The organism is Pseudomonas sp. GM79, from assembly GCF_000282495.1.
Classification (GTDB): domain Bacteria; phylum Pseudomonadota; class Gammaproteobacteria; order Pseudomonadales; family Pseudomonadaceae; genus Aquipseudomonas.
The window spans coordinates 60,213-78,786 of sequence record NZ_AKJE01000025.1 but is presented as its reverse complement, the minus strand read 5'-3'; the positions used below and the strand labels follow the sequence as shown (position 1 = coordinate 78,786).

Sequence of the window (18,574 nt, the reverse complement as noted above, 5' to 3'; positions counted from 1 at the left end):
CATGAGTAACCTGACAATCGTCCCCCTCAGCTCCGCCCTCGGCGCGCAAATCAGCGGTATCGATATCAGCCAGCCGCTGAACGTTGAGCAACGCGATGCCATCGAGCAGGCGCTGCTCAAGCATCAAGTGCTGTTCTTCCGCGACCAGCCGATCGAGCCGCAGCAGCAAGCGCGGTTCGCCGCCTATTTTGGCGACCTGCACATTCATCCGATCTACCCGAACGTGCCTGAGCAGCCAGAAGTGCTGATCCTCGACACCGCCGTCACCGACGTGCGGGACAACGCGATCTGGCACACCGACGTGACCTTCCTGCCGACCCCGGCCATGGGTGCAGTGCTCAGCGCCAAACTGCTGCCCGAATTTGGCGGCGACACGCTGTGGGCCAGTGGTATTGCGGCGTATGAAGCACTGTCCGCACCGATGAAAACCCTGCTGGAAGGGCTGACCGCAACTCACGATTTCACCCGTTCGTTCCCCCTGGAGCGCTATGGCAATACACCGGACGCGTTGGCCCAGTGGGAAGAAGCCCGACGCAAGAACCCGCCGCTATCGCACCCGGTGATTCGCACGCACCCGGTGAGCGGGCGCCGGTCGCTATTCGTCAATGAAGGGTTCACGTCGAAGATCAATGAGCTGTCGGAAACGGAAAGCGAGGTGATTCTGAAATTCTTGTTCGCCCACACCACACGACCGGAATTCACCATCCGCTGGCGCTGGCAGAAAGACGACATCGCGTTCTGGGACAATCGTGTGACCCAACATCACGCGGTGGATGATTACCGCCCGGCACGGCGGGTGATGCAGCGGGCGACGGTGTTGGGGGATGTGCCTTTCTTTCGGTGAGCACCCAGCTTCTTCAGTGGCTATGAGGGCCTCTTCGCGAGCAAGCCCGCTCCCACAGGTGATCGCATTCTTATCTAAGGACTCGGTCTAATGTGGGAGCGGGCTTGCTCGCGAAAGCTATGTGACAGGCGCCAGAAGACCCGGCGCCGAACACTTATTCCGCCGTCGAAGGCTTCTCCCAAAGATTGACCCCACCCTCCTGGGCAAACCGATCAATCTCCGCCAGTTCTTCCACGCTAAAATTCAGATTCTTCAACGCCCCGACATTCTCGATAATCTGCTCCGGCCGGCTCGCGCCGATCAGCGCCGAGGTCACCCGTGGATCGCGCAGGGTCCAGGCCAGCGCCAACTGCGCCAGGCTCTGACCACGGCGTTTGGCGATTTCATTGAGCGCCCGCACATGGGCGATGTTGGCTTCGGACAGGTGAGCCGCCTGCAGCGAACCACCGCCCGGACGATTGACCCGTGCATCCGCTGGCACACCATTTAGGTACTTGTCGGTCAACAGCCCCTGAGCCAACGGCGTGAAGGCGATCACGCCGGTGCCGAGTTCATCGGTGGTGTCCAGCAGGTCCTTTTCCACCCAGCGGTTGAGCAGGTTGTAGGCCGGTTGATGGATCAGCAACGGTACTTTCCACTCCTTCAGCAACCCGGCGATTTCACGGGTTTTCACCCCGGAATACGACGAGATACCGATGTACAGCGCCTTGCCCTGCTGCACGGCAGTGGCCAGTGCGCTGGCGGTTTCTTCAAGCGGCGTGTCCGGGTCAAAGCGGTGGGAATAGAAGATGTCTACGTAATCGAGGCCCAGGCGTTGTAGGCTCTGGTCGAGGCTGGCCAGCACGTACTTGCGTGAACCGCCGCCCTGACCGTAAGGGCCGGCCCACATATCCCAACCGGCCTTGCTGGAAATGATCAACTCGTCGCGGTACTGCTTGAAGTCTTCACGCAGCAAACGACCGAAGTTGATCTCGGCGCTGCCGTACGGCGGGCCGTAGTTGTTGGCCAGGTCGAAATGGTTGATGCCCAGATCGAATGCCGTGCGCAGCAACGAACGCTGGGTGTCGATCGGCGTGCTGTCGCCGAAGTTGTGCCACAAGCCCAGGGACAGTGCCGGCAGCACCAACCCGCTGCGACCCACGCGGCGGTAAGGGATGGAGTCGTAGCGATTTTCGGCAGCGGTGTAGGTCATCGAATCCTCTCTTGTCTGTCTTGAATGGGGTATCGACTGCTTTGCAAGTTGCCCAGCATACGCTTGGACAAACGCCGATAAACCTCGGACTCGAGAAAATGCTGAAACGTTTCATAGATTATTAAATCTGACCCACCGCATAGCGCCGATATCCACTCCCAACGTTTACGCCGACAACTCACGCAACGCGGCAGCCGCCAAAAAACCAGATCTTGAGCTGTATCGCTGATCTCGTCTGACCGTCTGGTCGATACGCTCAAGCAACTGCTCAGGAAGCGTGGCATTGAAGCGCACCGACTTGCCGAAATAAGGCGTGATATCGAATTCGACCACCCCCCACACGCCGCCAGCGTAATCAGGGTTATCCAGATGAGCATCAATCTCACGCACCTGCGGAAGTGGATCACCATCGGCGACCAGACCTTCGTAGTGCAAAGCCAACGCTTCTTTCACGTTTTCAAATGCCTGTGCCACAGTAGCGCCCGCAGAGAAGCACCCCGGCACGTCCGGGATAATCACTCCGTATTCTGAGTCGGCATCCTTGTGCAGAACGACCGGGAATTTCATTTCGATGAGTCCTTCCTGTGATGTGGCCCCTTCGAGGCTCTCGTTTCCGATGTCGGGCCTCATTTCAGACCCGCCTGTTTCAATATGCTGTTGATCGTTCCTTTTGGAAGATCCGAATCAGGGTGTTTTATCGTCACCCTGCCTGACTTGCACGAATGCTTGTACTGATGATGGCTACCTTTCACGGCCACCAGATACCAACCATCCTCCTCGATCATCCTGATCATTTCCCGACTTCGCATCACCTTCGTCCTTGTGGGCAGCATCTGCTGAGCACATTACGCGATGATCACACCCGCAATACACACCATACACACTCTGATAAATATTAGCCGAACACAAGCAGGCCGGATTACCCGCAGACCATCGGTTACCGGGCGCCCGCAAACACTTCCCCCAACCAATCCACAAACACCCGAACCCGTGGCGACATGTGTTTGTTATGGGGATACAGCACCGAAACCGGCATCGGCGGCGGTGGTGTGTCGGTGAGGATTTCCCGCACCAGCCCTTGGGAAATCAGCGTTTCCATTCGGTAGTGCGGGCACTGAATCAACCCCAGGCCTGCAATCGCCGAGGCGGCATAAATCTCCGCACCGAACACCGACAATGCGCCATCGATGGTCACTTCTTGCAGCTCGCCATCCACCATGAATTCAAACGGAAACAACTTGGCGGTGGTGCGCGAAACGTAGTTCACCGCGCGGTGTTTTTTCAGGTCCTCGAGGTTTTTCGGTTCGCCATATTTGCGCAGGTAGGCGGGGCTGGCGCAGGTAATCTGCCGCAAGTTGGCGACACGTTTACCGATCAGTGCCGAGTCGCCCAAGGTGCCGGCGCGCAACACGCAATCAACGCCTTCGGCGATCAGGTCGACGAAGCGGTCGGCTTCGCTGATGGACAGTTCGATATCCGGGTAGCGCGCCATGAATTGCGGCAACGCCGGGATCACGAAGTGCTTGGCCAAGGTACCGTGCAGATCCACTCGCAACCGCCCTTTCGGCGCTACGCTGCGAAATGCCAGTTCGGCCTCTTCCAGTTCCGCCAGCAACTGCACGCAACGCAGGTAATACGCCTCGCCATCCAGGGTCGGACGCACCTTGCGAGTGCTGCGCTCCAATAAACGGGTGCCGAGCCAGGCTTCGAACTGATTCAGCGTGTGGGTCAGCGTCGCCCGCGGCAGATTCAGGTCATCGGCCGCCAGGGTGAAGCTGCTGCGCTCGTAGATCCGCACGAACACCTTCATCGCTTTGACTTGATCCACGGGTCACTCCTGGTACTCGATTGTTGGTGATTATTGAACAGTCAAGACAACTCTCATGCATTTATTGGCCTGAGTAAACATGTGAGTCTGGCTCCACTTCAAAACCACTCCAAGGAATCAACGCCATGACTGCTCAAACTTCGAAAGTTGCCATCGTGACCGGCGCCTCCCGCGGCATCGGCGCTGTGATCGCCAGGCAACTGGCCAATGAAGGTTTCGCCGTCGCCATCAACTACGCCAGCAGCGCCACTGAAGCCTCGAAAATGGTTGTGGAGTTGCGTCAGGCCGGGCATCAGGCCATAGCGATCAAGGCTGATGTGGCCAACGCCGATGATGTACGTCGACTGTTCGACGAAACCGAAACCCAACTGGGCAAGGTCGACGTGCTGGTCAACAACGCCGGCATCCTCAAGGTTCTGCCACTGGCGCAACACAGCGATGAACTGTTCGACCAGAACTTCAACATCCACGCTCGCGGCACCTTCAACACACTGCGTGAAGCGGCGACGCGTCTGAACAGCGGTGGCCGGATCATCAACTTCTCCAGCAGCACCGTTGGCCTTAACTTGCCGGGCTACGCGGTGTACATCGCCAGCAAAGCGGCTGTGGAATCCCTGACCCAGGTGTTCGCCAAGGAAATGCGCGGGCGCAACATCACCGTCAATGCCGTGGCGCCTGGCCCGGTGGCTACCGACCTGTTTTTGCACGGCAAGAGCGAAGAGCAAATCCAGACTTTCGCCAAGATGCCTCCACTGGAGCGTTTGGGTCAGCCGGAGGATATTGCTCGCGTTGTGTCGTTTCTGGTGGGGCCGGATTCGGCTTGGGTCAATGGGCAGATTTTGCGGGTGAATGGTGGGTTGGTTTAACTATGCTCGATGTATTGGGGTGAATCAGCAAGGCCGCCTTCGCGGGCAAGCCCGCTCCCACAGGATCGGCAGTGAACACAACGCCTGTGAACACCCGCGACCACTGTGGGAGCGGGCTTGCCCGCGAAGGCGGCCTCAAGGGCAGTACATCTGAAGGGAGAAACTCAGTATGCACACAGCAATCATCATCACCTTCGGCCTGGTCCTGCTGGCGCTGATGCTGTTCATCGGCGAGAAAATCGGTTTCTCCCGTCAGACCCTGGCCTACAGCTTTGTCGTGCTGTGGCTGGCGTTGACCTTGATCAACGGCGCGGTCGGCATGGTCAACGCCGGCCAGCCGTTGAGCACGGAACTGGTGGTGGGTAGCGCGGTATTCGGCGTACCGGTGGCGGCGCTGGTGTTGTTCATGACGATGAGCACTGACGCCTGACAAGACGTCAGCGCCACCCTTCTCAATCAACGCACCAGGTGCAGGAACTGCATGTGCCGCTCGTACTGGTCGAGGATGTCGTTGATGACCTGCTCCTTGGTGTAGCCCACCAGATCGTAATCCTGACTGCCCTCGCGCAAATGCACTTCGGCCCGGTGGTAACGACGGTTGTTGAGTTGCTTGGAACCCATGCCGCCACGGGCGAACGACGGCGTGAAGTAACCGCGCATCTGCACCTGATAGATGAACGGATGCAGTTCGCCATGACCGATTTCAAGGCTGACGTTGTCATTGGCCGGATCAGGCTGAGTGACCACGTGCAAACCCTTCTCGACAAACACGGAAGTCACTTCTTCAATCGCCGGGCGCACCGTCGTATCGAGGAAGCGATAGACCTCATCGCGCGACGGGAAATGCACCGCCTGACTCAAGCGCTGACGCCAACCACCGCGCCGCGAGCCGGACACCGGCGCGAGGGAATGCAGTTGTGCGATCTGCTTCTGCGACTCCAGATAAAACGCCTTGTGCAGCCCCCACATCATCAGCAGCAAAATCAACGAGAACGGCAACGAGGTCAGCACCACCGCTGACTTCAGTGCATCGATGCTGCCGGAGAACAACAGCGCGCTGGTCACCAACGCCGTCATCGCGCCCCAGAACACTCGCAGCCATTTCGGCCCGTCTTCATCCGGGTTACCACCCTTGGCGGACAACGTCGACAACACCACCGTGCCGGAGTCGGCGGAGGTCACGAAGAACACGAAGCTGATGAACACCGTGACCGCAATCACGGTTTTGCTCCACGGGTAGGTTTCCAGCAGCAGGTACAGGGTCATCGACGGGTTGTCGATGGCCGACATACCGAGCGCGCTCATGCCGTGGTTGAGGACCTGGTCGATGGCGCTGTTGCCGAAGATCGACATCCACGCCAGGGTGAAACCGAGCGGAATCAATAGCACGCCGAAAACGAATTCACGGATGGTCCGGCCACGGGAAATCCGTGCGATAAACAGGCCCACGAACGGCGACCATGCAATCCACCAGGCCCAGTAGAACACCGTCCAGCCACCCAGCCAGTCACTGGGTTTGTCGTAGGCGTAGAGGTCGAAACTCTTCATCGGCAAGGCGCCGAGATAATCGCCGAGGTTCTGGATCAGCGTGTTGAGCAAATGCTGGGTGGGGCCGGCGAACAACACAAACAGCAGCAGCGCACAGGCCAGCAGCATGTTGATGTCGGACATCACCCGCACGCCTTTATCGACGCCGGACACCGCGACGATGATCGCCGCACCCATCATCAGCGTGATCAGGCCGACTTGAATCCACTGGGTGTGGGCGATGCCGAACAGGTAGTCGAGCCCTGAGTTGAGGTGCAAAACACCAAAGCCCATATCCGCGCCGAGGCCGAATACCGTGGCGATGATGCCGAAGCCATCCACCGCGTAGCCGATCGGGCCGTTGATGCGCTTGCCGATCAGCGGGTACAGCGCCGAACGCAGGGCCAGCGGCAGGTTATGTCGATAGGCGAAATAGGCCAGCGCCATGCCGACGAAAGCGAACACGCCCCAACCGTGCAGGCCCCAGTGCAGAAACAGAATCTGCATTGCCTGACGCGCCGCGTCCGCCGTGCCGGCTTCACCTTGCGGCGGTTGTGCCAGGTGCGTCAGCGGTTCGGACACGCAAAAGAAAAACAGCGTGATGCTGATCCCGGCGGCGAACAGCATGCCGGCCCAGGACAGGTAGCTGAATTCGGGCTCGTCGTGGTCGGCACCGAGCTTGATCTTGCCGTAGCCAGACAAGGCGGTGACCACCACGAAGACCAGATACAGCGTCATCGCGAGCATGTAGTACCAGCCGACCGTGTTGGCCGCCCAGTTTTGCGCTTCCAGAAGCCAGGCACCGGCCTGTTCGGGTATCGCCATGACCACAACGGCGAACAACAGAATGAAGGTCGCCGCGAAATAAAAAACCGGCGGATTCATGCGGACCTGGCCGCTTGCGGGGGTGGACGGTGCACTCATGAAAGGTGCACCTCAAGGGGGTGAAACAGGGCAATCAATAACGGACTCGGCAAAGGCAAGCCTCCTGTTGTGAGCGGGCAGCAAACCGGCGGTTTAACTTGAATGAGCGTTCAAGTTAAACATGGATAGGGGGCTAAGGACTAATCGCAGGGCTCGGCGGTACTTTTCGTACGCTAGCTCAAGGATGGGTATGACGCGGGTTTGGGGGGATTCGTTCAGCGGGAAATTAGCTAAATGCCATTATCCTGGTTCGGCTTGAAACCATTCGCGAGCAAGCCCGCTCCCACATTAGGCCGAGGCGCGGGACAGGTACACGATCTAATGTGGGAGCGGGCTTGCTCGCGAAGGCGGCCGATCAGACAGCGAACATTTTCACAGGCTTACTTCTGCGTCCCATCATCATGCTGCAAATTCGCCTGGCTGAGGTTGCACCCCGCCGGCACACTGCGGGTCAGCCAGACATTGCCGCCAATGGTCGAGCCTTTGCCGATAGTGATCCGCCCCAGAATCGTCGCCCCGGCATAGATCACCACATCGTCCTCGACGATCGGATGCCGCGGATGCCCCTTCTGCAACTGGCCGTCTTCGTCCGCCGGGAAGCGCTTGGCGCCCAGGGTCACCGCCTGGTAAATCCGCACGCGCTCGCCAATGATCGCGGTCTCGCCGATCACCACACCCGTCCCGTGATCGATAAAGAAACTGCGACCGATCTGCGCCCCCGGATGGATGTCGATGCCGGTGGCCGAGTGGGCGATTTCCGCGCTGATCCGCGCCAGCAGCGGCAAGCCGGCGCGATACAAATGATGGGCCAGACGATGGTGAATCACCGCCAGAATTCCCGGATAGCAGAGCAACACTTCATCGACACTGCGAGCCGCCGGGTCGCCGTGATAGGCCGCCAGTACGTCGGTGTCCAGCAGACTGCGCAGCCCCGGCAAAGCCAGTGCGAAATCCTGAATGATCTGGATGGTTTTGGCCTCGACTTCAGTGTCGGCCTGGGCACTGTGGCGCGCGGCGTAACGCAGTTCGAGCCGCGCCTGAGCCAGCAACGCGTTCAGCGCCACGTCGAGTGTGTGGCCGACGTAGAAGTCTTCACTCTCCTCGCGCAAATCCACCGGGCCCAGACGCATCGGGAACAGCGCACCGCACAAGGCTTCGAGAATATCCGCCATGGCCGCTCGGGACGGCAACTCGCGACCGCCCTGCTCGCCGCTGGCACGGCCGTTTTGTGCGCGCCACTGCTCGCGCGCCGTACGCAGTTGGCTGACGATGGTCTGCAATTGCCAATGGCTGGAACGCTCGCTCACGGTAAAAACTCCTCACGGGCGGCCGGACTGTCTGGCCGCGTTAACCGCGATTACTTTACGGCAACGGCTTGCAGCCGAATTAAGAACCAATAGTGCTGAGATCAACACTTTTGGCTATAAGCGATTGGCAGTTGCCCGACTAAATACCCGTGCCTATAGTCCTGACATCTTCCTCCGCCAGTACGGACCCATGATCAAACAACAGCTTGCCCGCTTTAACCGCCTCGACCTGCTCGGTCATCCTACCCCCCTGGAAAAACTCGAACGCCTGTCGACCTGGCTAGGCCGCGATGTGTACGTCAAACGCGATGACCTGACGCCATTGGCACTGGGCGGCAACAAGCTGCGCAAACTCGAATACCTGGCCGCCGATGCCCTGGCCCAAGGCGCTGATACGTTGATCACTGCAGGCGCGATCCAGTCCAACCACGTGCGCCAGACCGCTGCCATTGCGGCCAAGCTTGGCCTGGGCTGCGTGGCCCTGCTGGAAAATCCGCTGGGCACTGACGACAGCAACTATATCGGCAACGGCAATCGGCTGTTGCTGGACCTGTTCGATGCCAAGGTCGAGCTGGTGGAAAACCTCGACAACGCCGACGAGCAATTGGAAGCGCTGGCCGCGCGTCTGCGCAGTAACGGCAAGAAGCCGTATCTGGTGCCGATTGGTGGCTCGAATGCATTGGGCGCTTTGGGTTATGTCCGTGCCGGCCTGGAGCTGGCCGAACAGATCAAGGACACCGGGCTGCAATTCGCCGCGGTGGTGCTGGCGTCCGGCAGTGCCGGCACCCACAGCGGCCTGGCGCTGGCCTTGAGCGAAGCACTGCCGGATTTGCCAGTGATCGGCGTGACCGTTTCCCGTAGCGATGAAGATCAACGACCGAAAGTCCAAGGCCTCGCCGAGCGCACGGCCGAGTTGCTGGGTGTGGGCCTGCCGGCGAATTTCAAAATCGATTTGTGGGACGAATATTTCGGCCCGCGTTATGGCGAGCCGAATGCCGGGACACTGTCGGCGCTGAAGCTGCTGGCGAGTCAGGAAGGGTTGTTGCTGGATCCGGTGTACACCGGCAAGGCCATGGCCGGATTGCTCGACGGCATTGGGCGCCAGCGCTTCAATGACGGCCCGATCATCTTCCTGCACACCGGCGGGGCGCCGGCGTTGTTCGCCTATACAAGTTTTTTGTAAGGATCGAAGATCAAAAGATCGCAGCCTTCGGCAGCTCCTACATGGATAGGGGTTAACCCGGAATTTGCGGCGTGCATGATCCATGTAGGAGCTGCCGCAGGCTGCGATCTTTTCGAAGATATCTTATATCTCCAAAAAGAATAACAAATTTAATATTTAGTATTTTCCTATCTAAAGGCAACATCATATAGTCACGCCGCAGGCGAATTTGCAGCAAGACGCATAAGCTGCTTTAGGGCAGGATATCGCAGTCGTTCAAATCCCGAATTTGCCAACTTTCCTTAAGCGTCTTCCATAAGAAAACACAGGGGCTTGTCATGAATTTTTCCGCATTACGTCGAAATCTGCTGGTGGGTTCGCTGGGCCTGGCGCTGAGCGCCGGCCTGCTCGGGCAGGCAGTGGCCGGTGAGCAACTGCAAAAAATCAAGGACGCAGGCGTGATCAACGTCGGTCTGGAAGGCACTTATCCACCGTTCAGCTTCGTCGACGAGGCCGGCAAACTGAGCGGCTTCGAAGTCGAGTTCTCCGAAGCCTTGGCCAAAGAGCTGGGCGTGAAGGTCAAACTGCAGCCGACCAAATGGGAAGGCATCCTCGCCGCCCTGGAATCCAAGCGTCTGGACGCGGTGATCAACCAGGTGACCATCACCGAAGAGCGCAAGAAGAAGTACGACTTCTCCACGCCTTACACCGTTTCCGGGATTCAGGCGCTGACCCTGACCAAAAACAAAGACACCATCAAGACCGCCGCCGATCTGGCCGGCAAAAAAGTCGGCGTAGGCCTGGGCACCAACTACGAGCAGTGGGTGAAAGAGAATGTGCCTAAGGCTGACGTCCGCACCTACGAAGATGATCCGAGCAAGTTCCAGGATCTGCGCGTCGGCCGCATCGACGCCATTCTGATCGACCGCCTGGCCGCGCTGGAGTATGCCAGGAAGGCCAAGGACACTGCCGCCGCCGGCGAAGCGTTCTCCCGCCAGGAAGCCGGTATTGCCCTGCGCAAAGGCGAGCCTGAGCTGCTGGCCGCGGTGAACAAAGCCATCGACAAGCTGCGTGCCGACGGTACGCTGAAAAAGCTGTCGGAAAAATACTTCAGCGCTGACGTCACTCAATAATGGGAGAAGCTTTCCAACTTGCGCTGGACTCCGCGCCCTTTCTGCTCAAGGGCGCGTACTACACGGTCATCCTGAGCCTGGGCGGAATGTTCTTCGGCCTGCTGATGGGCTTCGGCCTGGCGTTGATGCGGCTGTCGCGCTTCAAACTGGTGAGCTGGATCGCCCGCATCTACGTGTCGTTCTTTCGCGGCACACCGTTGCTGGTGCAACTGTTCGTGATCTATTACGGCTTGCCGCAATTGGGCATCGAACTTGATCCGCTGCCGGCTGCCCTGATCGGCTTCTCGCTGAACATGGCTGCCTACGCCTGCGAAATCCTGCGTGCAGCCATCAGCTCCATCGAGCGCGGCCAGTGGGAAGCCGCCGCCAGTATCGGCATGACCCGCGCGCAAACCCTGCGCCGGGCCATTCTGCCGCAAGCGGCGCGCACGGCCTTGCCACCTTTGGGCAACAGCTTTATCTCGCTGGTCAAGGACACGGCGCTGGCAGCTACCATTCAGGTGCCGGAGCTGTTCCGTCAGGCACAGCTGATTACCGCTCGCACCTTCGAAATTTTCACCATGTATCTTGCCGCTGCGCTGATCTACTGGGTTCTGGCGACTGTACTGTCGCACCTGCAGAACCAGTTGGAAGCGCGGGTCAATCGGCACGACCAGGAGTCCTGACCCAATGATTGTCGTGGAAAAACTGACAAAGCAGTTCAAGGGTCAGGTGGTGCTCAACGGCATCGATCTGCAGGTGAAGGAAGGCGAGGTGGTGGCGATCATCGGCCCCAGCGGCTCGGGCAAGACGACCTTCCTGCGTTGCCTGAATTTTCTCGAGGAGCCCAGCAGCGGCCGGATCAAGGTCGGCGACATCGAGATCGATGGCAGCCGCCCCCTGAACCAGCAGCAGAGCCTGGTACGGCGCTTGCGCCAGCACGTGGGCTTTGTGTTCCAGAACTTCAACCTGTTCCCCCATCGCACGGCCCTGGAAAACGTGATCGAAGGCCCGTTGGTGGTGAAAAAAATCCCGCGCGCCGAAGCCGTTGCCCTGGGTAAAAAGCTGTTGGCCAAGGTCGGCCTGGCGGGCAAGGAAGACGCTTACCCGCGACGCCTCTCCGGCGGTCAGCAACAGCGTGTGGCGATTGCCCGGGCGCTGGCGATGGAACCGGAAGTGATCCTGTTCGATGAACCGACCTCGGCGCTGGACCCGGAACTGGTGGGTGAAGTGTTGGCGACCATCCGCGGCCTGGCCGAGGAGAAACGCACCATGGTGATCGTTACCCACGAAATGGGCTTTGCCCGGGACGTGGCCAACCGTGTAGTGTTTTTCGACAAGGGTGTAATCGTCGAACAAGGCGAAGCCAAGGCACTGTTTGCGAACCCGAAAGAGGAACGGACGAAGCAGTTTCTCAGCAAGTTTCTTAATAACGCTTAGTGCTGCCCCACTCAAAAATTGTCAACTTCCATGGATGGAAGTGACATTAACTCCGCTTTATAAAAGCCAATAGCATCCTCCAACGACTCACACAATTCGCCCCCACCCTAAATAACTTCCCGGCATCCCATGCGGTACATATATATGTCCTGCAACAGATTCATATCGCCTGAAATTTATAAAATACCCTGCTACCCACGCTCAGAGGGTTGCTGCCTCAGAGGCCTAAAACCCACCAAATACCACACTTTATTCGACAGAGTGATGCGGTTTATTAACCATACTGCGTAGGAGCTTTCTGAATCACGCAAGAACTAACCTTTAACCAACCCACGCTATTGACACCTATTCAAGCGCACTCTTATCTAGTTCCCAACAGGCAACAGCCATCACACTCATTATTATTTAATCGCGCCAATAGCGAATCGTTTTGTTGCTTGGTAATTCACGCCTTTCGATCTTTCAGAAATGGACTTCGCGGCAAAGCCTCAAGGAGAGAAACCCATGACCAGCACTTCCAACAAACCTGAACTTGCAGCCCCGACCCTGGCGCAAAGCCACAAGGCCGGTATCAACATCACCTCGGCCGCGCACCTTATGATCGACGTGCCACCCTACCCCGGCATGGATGAAGGCGATCTGATCGAGCTGTTTTGGGACAACTGCTACGTGGCCTCCTGTGTCTTGAGTGCCGATCATGGCAGCACAGCCGTGAGTCTGCGGGTGCCGGAAAGCTTCATAGCCAATGGTTCTGCCCGCGTCCATTACAAGGTCATGCAGGTGGGGCAAGGGCCAGCGGTATCACCGGCGGCGCGCTTCCAGATCAAACTCGATTGCCCGGGCGGCCTGCCCTCGCCCCTTTGCGATGAGGAAAACCAGAGCCTGGCGCCGGTGTTTATCCCCGAGACCATTCGCCGTCAGGGGGTCAATCCGAACCAGGTCAAACGCGGTGTCCCGTTAACCATCGAACCGTACCTGAACATGGCCGCCGAGGACGAGATCACCCTGCGCTGGGGCGACGTGCGCATGGACCTGCCCAAGCTCAAGGCTTGCGATGTGGGTCAGCCGATTCAGGTGTGGGTACCCCCGGCGATCATTGTCGAAGCCGGCGAAGACCTTCGACTGGAAGTGACCTACTGCATCCTCGACCGCGTGGGTAACAACTCGCGGTGGGCACCGGCACGCACACTGAAGATCGGCTGTGCCAATCCCTACCTGAAAGTGCCGCCGAAAGAAGCGCTCATGGCCGCGGAGCCTCAAAAGCGGTGAGTCCCCTGTGCAACATCTAAAGATCGCAGCCTTCGGCAGCTCCTACATGGATTGGCGTACACCCTGTAGGAGCTGCCGAAGGCTGCGATCTTGGCGGTTTTAAGGACGATGACCTTCTATACATATTCCTAAAAGTTAGTTCATTAATTATTTATACACGTTTAGGGTATATACACCGGACCACCGGACATTCGTGTTTTTCGTTCGCCGCACCCATGCGGCGCTTTCATGAGATGTGAGGTAGGTATGGTCCGGAACACAATCACCCCAGTGCAAATCGCCAGGGCATTGCGTGCAGCCAAGGAGCGGCACTGATGTCCAGTTTGGCAGACGCAATCGTCCAGAGTGATCTGGACATCGCCCCATTGTTGTTGCCCGCGCAGGTCTTGCGCAACGACGCACAAGCCATCAAGGCGGCCCACGAGCTGGCGCAAGTCGCCCGCTTGCAAGCAGCCAAACGTGACCAGCAACGCAAGTTGCCGTGGTCGGAAATCGAACAGTTCACCCGCAGCGGTCTGGGCAGTATTTCCATCCCGCGAGAATACGGCGGCCCGCAGGTTTCATTCGTCACCCTGGCCTCGGTGTTCGCGATCATTTCCGCGGCCGATCCGGCGTTGGGGCAGATCCCGCAGAACCAGTTAGGGATTCTCAACCTGATACTCGGCAGTGCCACCGAATCACAGAAAAAACAGCTGTTCAAAAGTGTGCTCGAAGGCTGGCGGATCGGTAACGCGGGACCGGAGCGCGGGACCAAAAATACCCTGGAGCTCAAGGCTCGGATCACCGCCGATGGCGATGGCTTCGTCATCAACGGGCAGAAGTTCTATTCCACCGGCGCGTTGTTCGCCCACTGGGTGGCCGTCAAGGCGCTGAACGACGACGGCAAGCAAGTGCTGGCCTTCGTACGTCGCGGCACCCCAGGCCTGCGCATCGTTGATGACTGGTCGGGTTTCGGCCAGCGCACCACTGCCAGCGGCACCATTTTGCTCAACAACGTGCGGGTCGACGCCGAGCTGGTGGTGGATAACTGGAAGATCAACGACAGCCCGAATACTCAAGGCGCCGTGTCGCAGTTGATTCAAGCAGCCATCGACGCCGGCATTGCCCGGGGCGCCATCGATGACGCCATCGAATTCGTGCAAAAACGCGCACGCCCCTGGATCGACGCCAAGGTCGACCGGGCCAGCGACGACCTCTATGTGATCGCCGACATCGGCAAGCTCAAAATCGAACTGCACGCCGCCGAAGCGTTGTTGCGCAAGGCCGGGCAAATACTCGATCAGGTCAACGCCGCGCCGCTCACCGCCGAGTCCGCTGCGCGCGCCTCGATTGCCGTGGCTGAAGCCAAAGTGCTGACCACCGAGATCTCGCTGCTGGCCAGCGAAAAGCTCTTCGAACTGGCCGGCAGCCGCGCCACCCTCGCCGAATTCAACCTCGACCGCCACTGGCGCAATGCCCGAGTGCACACGCTGCACGACCCGGTGCGCTGGAAGTATCACGCGGTTGGCGCTTACCACCTCAATGGAACCTTGCCTGCGCGGCATTCCTGGATCTGACCACCAGAACCTTTTTGACCAGATCCCTGGAGAAACACATGACTCATTCTCACCACGTCGCGGTCATCACCAGCGATGAACAAGCCCTGATCGTCGCCAGTGACCTGGCCGACGATTTCAAACGCGACAGCGCCCTGCGCGACCGCGAGCGTCGTTTGCCGTACCCGGAACTGGAAGTATTTTCCCGTTCGGGTCTTTGGGGCATCAGCGTGCCAAAAGAATACGGCGGCGCTGGGGTTTCCAACGTCACCCTGGCCAAGGTCATCGCGTTGATCGCCCAGGCCGACGGCTCCCTCGGACAAATCCCGCAGAACCATTTCTATGCCCTTGAAGTGCTGCGCGTGAACGGCACCGATGAGCAGAAAAAACGCCTGTACGCCGAAGTGTTGGCCGGCCAGCGCTTCGGCAATGCACTCGCGGAACTGGGCACCAAAACCGCCCATGATCGCGTCACCAGCCTGACTCGCGATGGCAACGGCTACCGCATCAACGGCCGCAAGTTCTACGCCACCGGCGCGATTTACGCCCAGCGCATCCCCACGTCAGTGGTGGATGAAAACGGCGTGCAGCAACTGGCCTTCGTCCCGCGCAATAGCAAAGGCCTGACGGTGATCGACGACTGGAGTGGCTTCGGCCAGCGCACCACCGGCAGCGGCTCAGTGGTGTTCGAGCACGTCTACGTCGCCGCCGAGGACGTGATCCCGTTTCAAAGCGCTTTCGAACGCCCGACCACCGTCGGCCCGTTGGCGCAGATTCTCCATGCCGCCATCGACACTGGCATCGCCCGCGCAGCGTATGAAGATGCACTGCATTTTGTGCGCACCAAGACCCGGCCGTGGATCGACGCCACTCATGAAAAAGCCACTGAAGACCCGCTGACCATCAAGAGCTTCGGCCACTTGAGTATTCGTCTGCACGCCACCGAAGCCCTGCTGGAACGCTCCGGCGAATTCCTCGACCAGGCCCAGGCCGACACCAATGCCGAGACCGTCGCCGCCGCGTCGATTGCCGTCGCCGAAGCCCGCGCCATCAGCACCGAAATCTCCCTCGCCGCCGGCAGCACACTGTTCGAACTGGCCGGCAGCCAGGCGACCCTGGCCGAACACGGCCTGGATCGCCACTGGCGCAATGCCCGGGTGCATACCCTGCACGACCCGGTGCGCTGGAAATATCACGCCATCGGCAATTACTACCTCAACGATGAAAACCCTCCATTGCGAGGGACCATTTGATGGCTGATGCCAAAAAGAAAATCCTGCTCAACGCGTTCAACATGAACTGCATCGGGCACATCAACCATGGCCTGTGGACGCATCCACGGGACAATTCCACCCAATACAAAACCATCGAGTACTGGACCGAACTGGCTCAGTTGCTGGAACGCGGACTGTTCGACGGTTTGTTCATCGCCGACATCGTCGGCGTGTACGACGTCTATCAAAACTCGGTGGATGTGCCACTCAAAGAGTCGATCCAGTTGCCGGTCAACGACCCGCTGCTGCTGGTCTCGGCCATGGCCGCCGTCACCAAAAACCTCGGCTTCGGCCTGACCGCCAACCTGACCTACGAACCGCCGTATCTGTTCGCCCGACGCCTGTCGACGCTTGATCATTTGAGCCGTGGGCGGGTCGGCTGGAACATCGTCACCGGCTACCTCGACAGCGCCGCCAAGGCCATGGGCCTGAGCGAACAGGTGGAACACGACCGCCGCTACGACCAGGCCGACGAGTACCTGCAAGTGCTCTACAAACTCTGGGAAGGCAGCTGGGAAAACGGCGCGGTGCTCAACGACCGCGAGCAACGGATCTACGCCCAGCCAGACAAAGTGCACAAGGTCGAGCACAAGGGCGAGTTCTATCAGGTCGAGGGTTATCACCTCTGCGAACCATCGCCGCAACGCACGCCGGTGCTGTTCCAGGCCGGCAGTTCCGATCGCGGTTTGTTGTTCGCCGGGCGCCACGCCGAGTGCGTGTTCATCAGCGGTCAGAACAAACCGTCGACCAAAGTTCAGGTGGACAAGGTGCGCGCCAGCGCCGTCGAGGCCGGGCGCAATCCCTGGGACATCAAGGTGTTCATGGGCTTGAACGTGATTGTCGGTGAGACAGAAGAACTGGCCTGGGCCAAGCATGCCGAGTACCTGAGCTACGCCAGTGCCGAGGCCGGTGTGGCGCATTTTTCGGCGTCCACCGGGATCGACTTTTCCGAGTACGAACTCGACGAACCTATCCAGTACGTGAAGAGCAACGCCATCCAGTCCGCCACCAAGAACCTGCAAAACAACGATTGGACCCGCCGCAAATTGCTGGAACAACACGCCCTCGGTGGCCGCTACATCACCGTGGTCGGTTCGCCGCAGCAGGTGGCGGATGAGCTGGAATCGTGGATCGCTGAAACTGGCCTGGACGGCTTCAACCTGACACGGATTGTCACCCCGGAAAGCTATGTGGACTTCATTGAACTGGTGATTCCGGAGTTGCAGCGCCGAGGGTCGTACAAGACCGCTTACGACAACGGCAGCCTGCGGGAAAAGCTGTTTCATGGCCAAGCGCATTTGCCTGAGCAACACACAGGCGCCGGTTACCGGCGCTAAAAGCTTCGCGAGCAAGCCCGCTCCCACATTAGATCTGTGGCGAACACAAAATTTGTGCCCGACTCAATCCACTGTGGGAGCGGGCTTGCTCGCGAAGAGGCCCGACCCAACACCACACATTCAATGCCCTGACTGGAAAACCATCATGACCAAAAAACTCTTAACCCACCCAGTCAAAGCACTGGCCCTGGCCCTCGGCCTCTTCAGTTCCGTCACCTTCGCCGCCGACGCCCCACTGAAAGTCGGCACCACCGCCGCCTTCGCCATTCCCCTGGAAGCTGCAGTAGAAGAAGCCAACAAACAAGGCCTGAAAGTCGAACTGGTGGAGTTCAGCGACTGGATCGCCCCCAACGTCAGCCTCGCCTCGGGCGACATCGACGTGAACTACTTCCAGCACATCCCGTTCCTGGAAAACGCCAAGGCCGCCGCCGGTTTTGACCTGGTGCCGTTCGCCCCGGGCATCATCAACAACGTCGGCCTCTATTCGAAGAAATACAAAAGCTTCGACGAGTTGCCCGAAGGCGCCAGCGTGGCCATCGCCAACGACCCGATCAACAGCGGTCGCGGCCTGCAACTGCTGGCCAAGGCCGGGTTGATTACCCTCAAACCGGGCGTCGGCTACAAGGCCACCGAAGAGGACATCATCGCCAACCCGAAGAAAATCAAAATCCTTCAGGTCGAGGCCGTGCAACTGGTGCGCGCCTACGACGACGCCGATCTGGTCCAGGGCTACCCGGCCTACATCCGACTATCGAAGACCTTCGATGCCAGCTCCGCCCTGCTATTCGATGGCCTCGATCACAAGGAATACGTGATCCAGTTCGTGATCCAGCCGAAAAGCAAAACCGACCCGCGGCTGATCAAATTCGTCGACATCTACCAGCATTCGCCAGCCGTGCGTGCAGCGCTGGATAAAGCCCACGGCAAGCTCTATCAAGCCGGCTGGGAAAGCTGAGC

18 protein-coding genes are annotated in these 18,574 nt (G+C 59.1%); 12 read left to right on the top strand and 6 right to left on the bottom strand.

What is annotated here, in order from left to right; genetic code table 11:
* Window position 1: 1 nt before the first annotated feature.
* A complete protein-coding gene (gene tauD, locus PMI36_RS24035; protein ID WP_008068700.1) occupies window positions 2-844 on the top strand; it encodes a taurine dioxygenase in 843 nt (280 codons plus the stop codon).
* A 154-nt stretch (window positions 845-998) separates the two neighbouring features.
* Here tauD and mgrA read toward each other — a convergent pair whose 3' ends face one another.
* From mgrA to PMI36_RS24055, 4 genes are all read right to left on the bottom strand, one after another.
* On the bottom strand, window positions 999-2,036 hold the full coding sequence (mgrA, locus tag PMI36_RS24040; RefSeq protein ID WP_008068697.1) for an L-glyceraldehyde 3-phosphate reductase: 1,038 nt from the start codon (window positions 2,034-2,036) through the stop codon (window positions 999-1,001).
* Between the two features lie 165 nt (window positions 2,037-2,201).
* Complete coding sequence (locus tag PMI36_RS24045) at window positions 2,202-2,666, bottom strand: type II toxin-antitoxin system HicB family antitoxin (RefSeq protein ID WP_008005174.1); 465 nt, start codon at window positions 2,664-2,666, stop codon at window positions 2,202-2,204.
* Window positions 2,663-2,845, bottom strand: a complete 183-nt coding sequence (locus PMI36_RS24050) for a type II toxin-antitoxin system HicA family toxin (protein ID WP_008005171.1) — start codon at window positions 2,843-2,845, stop codon at window positions 2,663-2,665. Before PMI36_RS24050 ends, PMI36_RS24045 begins: the two co-directional genes overlap by 4 nt.
* 128 nt (window positions 2,846-2,973) lie before the next feature.
* On the bottom strand, window positions 2,974-3,864 hold the full coding sequence (locus PMI36_RS24055) for a LysR family transcriptional regulator (protein WP_008068696.1): 891 nt from the start codon (window positions 3,862-3,864) through the stop codon (window positions 2,974-2,976).
* A 125-nt stretch (window positions 3,865-3,989) separates the two neighbouring features.
* On the opposite strand from PMI36_RS24055, the gene PMI36_RS24060 reads away from it, so the two are divergent.
* Together PMI36_RS24060 and PMI36_RS24065 are read left to right on the top strand one after the other, a co-directional pair.
* On the top strand, window positions 3,990-4,730 hold the full coding sequence (locus tag PMI36_RS24060; RefSeq protein WP_008068695.1) for an SDR family oxidoreductase: 741 nt from the start codon (window positions 3,990-3,992) through the stop codon (window positions 4,728-4,730).
* 169 nt (window positions 4,731-4,899) lie between these two features.
* A complete protein-coding gene (locus PMI36_RS24065; RefSeq protein WP_008068693.1) occupies window positions 4,900-5,160 on the top strand; it encodes a hypothetical protein in 261 nt (86 codons plus the stop codon).
* Window positions 5,161-5,186: 26 nt separating this feature from the next.
* Here the strand turns inward: PMI36_RS24065 and betT are convergent, their stop codons facing one another.
* The gene (gene betT, locus PMI36_RS24070) at window positions 5,187-7,142 is read right to left on the bottom strand and encodes a choline transporter BetT (protein ID WP_162830916.1); all 1,956 of its coding nucleotides are present in this window, start codon (window positions 7,140-7,142) and stop codon (window positions 5,187-5,189) included.
* A 419-nt stretch (window positions 7,143-7,561) separates the two neighbouring features.
* The gene (gene epsC / locus PMI36_RS24075) at window positions 7,562-8,488 is read right to left on the bottom strand and encodes a serine O-acetyltransferase EpsC (RefSeq protein ID WP_008068690.1); all 927 of its coding nucleotides are present in this window, start codon (window positions 8,486-8,488) and stop codon (window positions 7,562-7,564) included.
* 190 nt (window positions 8,489-8,678) lie between these two features.
* Here epsC and PMI36_RS24080 point away from each other — a divergent pair, with 190 nt between their 5' ends.
* The 9 genes from PMI36_RS24080 (at window position 8,679) to PMI36_RS24120 (ending at window position 18,572) form a co-directional block, all read left to right on the top strand.
* Entirely contained in the window at window positions 8,679-9,671 is a 993-nt protein-coding gene (locus PMI36_RS24080) for a D-cysteine desulfhydrase (protein WP_008068689.1), read from the top strand.
* Window positions 9,672-9,988: 317 nt separating this feature from the next.
* Window positions 9,989-10,783, top strand: a complete 795-nt coding sequence (gene tcyJ / locus PMI36_RS24085; protein ID WP_008005157.1) for a cystine ABC transporter substrate-binding protein — start codon at window positions 9,989-9,991, stop codon at window positions 10,781-10,783.
* Window positions 10,783-11,448: a cystine ABC transporter permease gene (gene tcyL / locus PMI36_RS24090; RefSeq protein ID WP_007903115.1), complete on the top strand. Its 666-nt coding sequence runs from the start codon at window positions 10,783-10,785 to the stop codon at window positions 11,446-11,448. Before tcyJ ends, tcyL begins: the two co-directional genes overlap by 1 nt.
* A gap of 4 nt (window positions 11,449-11,452) precedes the next feature.
* Window positions 11,453-12,202 (top strand): L-cystine ABC transporter ATP-binding protein TcyN, encoded by a 750-nt coding sequence (gene tcyN, locus PMI36_RS24095; protein ID WP_008068688.1) that lies wholly within the window; start codon window positions 11,453-11,455, stop codon window positions 12,200-12,202.
* Between the two features lie 504 nt (window positions 12,203-12,706).
* Window positions 12,707-13,471: a hypothetical protein gene (locus PMI36_RS24100; protein ID WP_008068687.1), complete on the top strand. Its 765-nt coding sequence runs from the start codon at window positions 12,707-12,709 to the stop codon at window positions 13,469-13,471.
* A gap of 314 nt (window positions 13,472-13,785) precedes the next feature.
* Window positions 13,786-15,027, top strand: coding sequence for an SfnB family sulfur acquisition oxidoreductase (locus tag PMI36_RS24105; RefSeq protein WP_008068686.1), 1,242 nt, complete (start codon window positions 13,786-13,788; stop codon window positions 15,025-15,027).
* A gap of 38 nt (window positions 15,028-15,065) precedes the next feature.
* Window positions 15,066-16,259: an SfnB family sulfur acquisition oxidoreductase gene (locus PMI36_RS24110; RefSeq protein ID WP_008068681.1), complete on the top strand. Its 1,194-nt coding sequence runs from the start codon at window positions 15,066-15,068 to the stop codon at window positions 16,257-16,259.
* Entirely contained in the window at window positions 16,259-17,617 is a 1,359-nt protein-coding gene (locus PMI36_RS24115; protein WP_008068679.1) for an LLM class flavin-dependent oxidoreductase, read from the top strand. The genes PMI36_RS24110 and PMI36_RS24115 overlap by 1 nt, the downstream gene beginning before the upstream one ends.
* 145 nt (window positions 17,618-17,762) lie before the next feature.
* Window positions 17,763-18,572, top strand: a complete 810-nt coding sequence (locus PMI36_RS24120; protein WP_008068677.1) for a MetQ/NlpA family ABC transporter substrate-binding protein — start codon at window positions 17,763-17,765, stop codon at window positions 18,570-18,572.
* The last annotated feature ends 2 nt before the right edge of the window (window positions 18,573-18,574 follow it).

What these genes read in the sequence shown, in the direction of transcription:
- tauD (WP_008068700.1), top strand. Translation starts at nt 2, where the DNA reads ATGAGTAACCTGACAATCGTCCCCCTCAGCTCCGCCCTCGGCGCGCAA.
- PMI36_RS24100 (WP_008068687.1), top strand. Translation starts at nt 12,707, where the DNA reads ATGACCAGCACTTCCAACAAACCTGAACTTGCAGCCCCGACCCTGGCG.
- PMI36_RS24080 (WP_008068689.1), top strand. Translation starts at nt 8,679, where the DNA reads ATGATCAAACAACAGCTTGCCCGCTTTAACCGCCTCGACCTGCTCGGT.
- tcyN (WP_008068688.1), top strand. Translation starts at nt 11,453, where the DNA reads ATGATTGTCGTGGAAAAACTGACAAAGCAGTTCAAGGGTCAGGTGGTG.
- mgrA (WP_008068697.1), bottom strand. Translation starts at nt 2,036, where the DNA reads ATGACCTACACCGCTGCCGAAAATCGCTACGACTCCATCCCTTACCGC.
- PMI36_RS24110 (WP_008068681.1), top strand. Translation starts at nt 15,066, where the DNA reads ATGACTCATTCTCACCACGTCGCGGTCATCACCAGCGATGAACAAGCC.
- betT (WP_162830916.1), bottom strand. Translation starts at nt 7,142, where the DNA reads ATGAATCCGCCGGTTTTTTATTTCGCGGCGACCTTCATTCTGTTGTTC.
- PMI36_RS24105 (WP_008068686.1), top strand. Translation starts at nt 13,786, where the DNA reads ATGTCCAGTTTGGCAGACGCAATCGTCCAGAGTGATCTGGACATCGCC.
- tcyJ (WP_008005157.1), top strand. Translation starts at nt 9,989, where the DNA reads ATGAATTTTTCCGCATTACGTCGAAATCTGCTGGTGGGTTCGCTGGGC.
- PMI36_RS24060 (WP_008068695.1), top strand. Translation starts at nt 3,990, where the DNA reads ATGACTGCTCAAACTTCGAAAGTTGCCATCGTGACCGGCGCCTCCCGC.
- PMI36_RS24120 (WP_008068677.1), top strand. Translation starts at nt 17,763, where the DNA reads ATGACCAAAAAACTCTTAACCCACCCAGTCAAAGCACTGGCCCTGGCC.
- PMI36_RS24050 (WP_008005171.1), bottom strand. Translation starts at nt 2,845, where the DNA reads ATGCGAAGTCGGGAAATGATCAGGATGATCGAGGAGGATGGTTGGTAT.
- tcyL (WP_007903115.1), top strand. Translation starts at nt 10,783, where the DNA reads ATGGGAGAAGCTTTCCAACTTGCGCTGGACTCCGCGCCCTTTCTGCTC.
- PMI36_RS24045 (WP_008005174.1), bottom strand. Translation starts at nt 2,666, where the DNA reads ATGAGGCCCGACATCGGAAACGAGAGCCTCGAAGGGGCCACATCACAG.
- PMI36_RS24115 (WP_008068679.1), top strand. Translation starts at nt 16,259, where the DNA reads ATGGCTGATGCCAAAAAGAAAATCCTGCTCAACGCGTTCAACATGAAC.
- PMI36_RS24065 (WP_008068693.1), top strand. Translation starts at nt 4,900, where the DNA reads ATGCACACAGCAATCATCATCACCTTCGGCCTGGTCCTGCTGGCGCTG.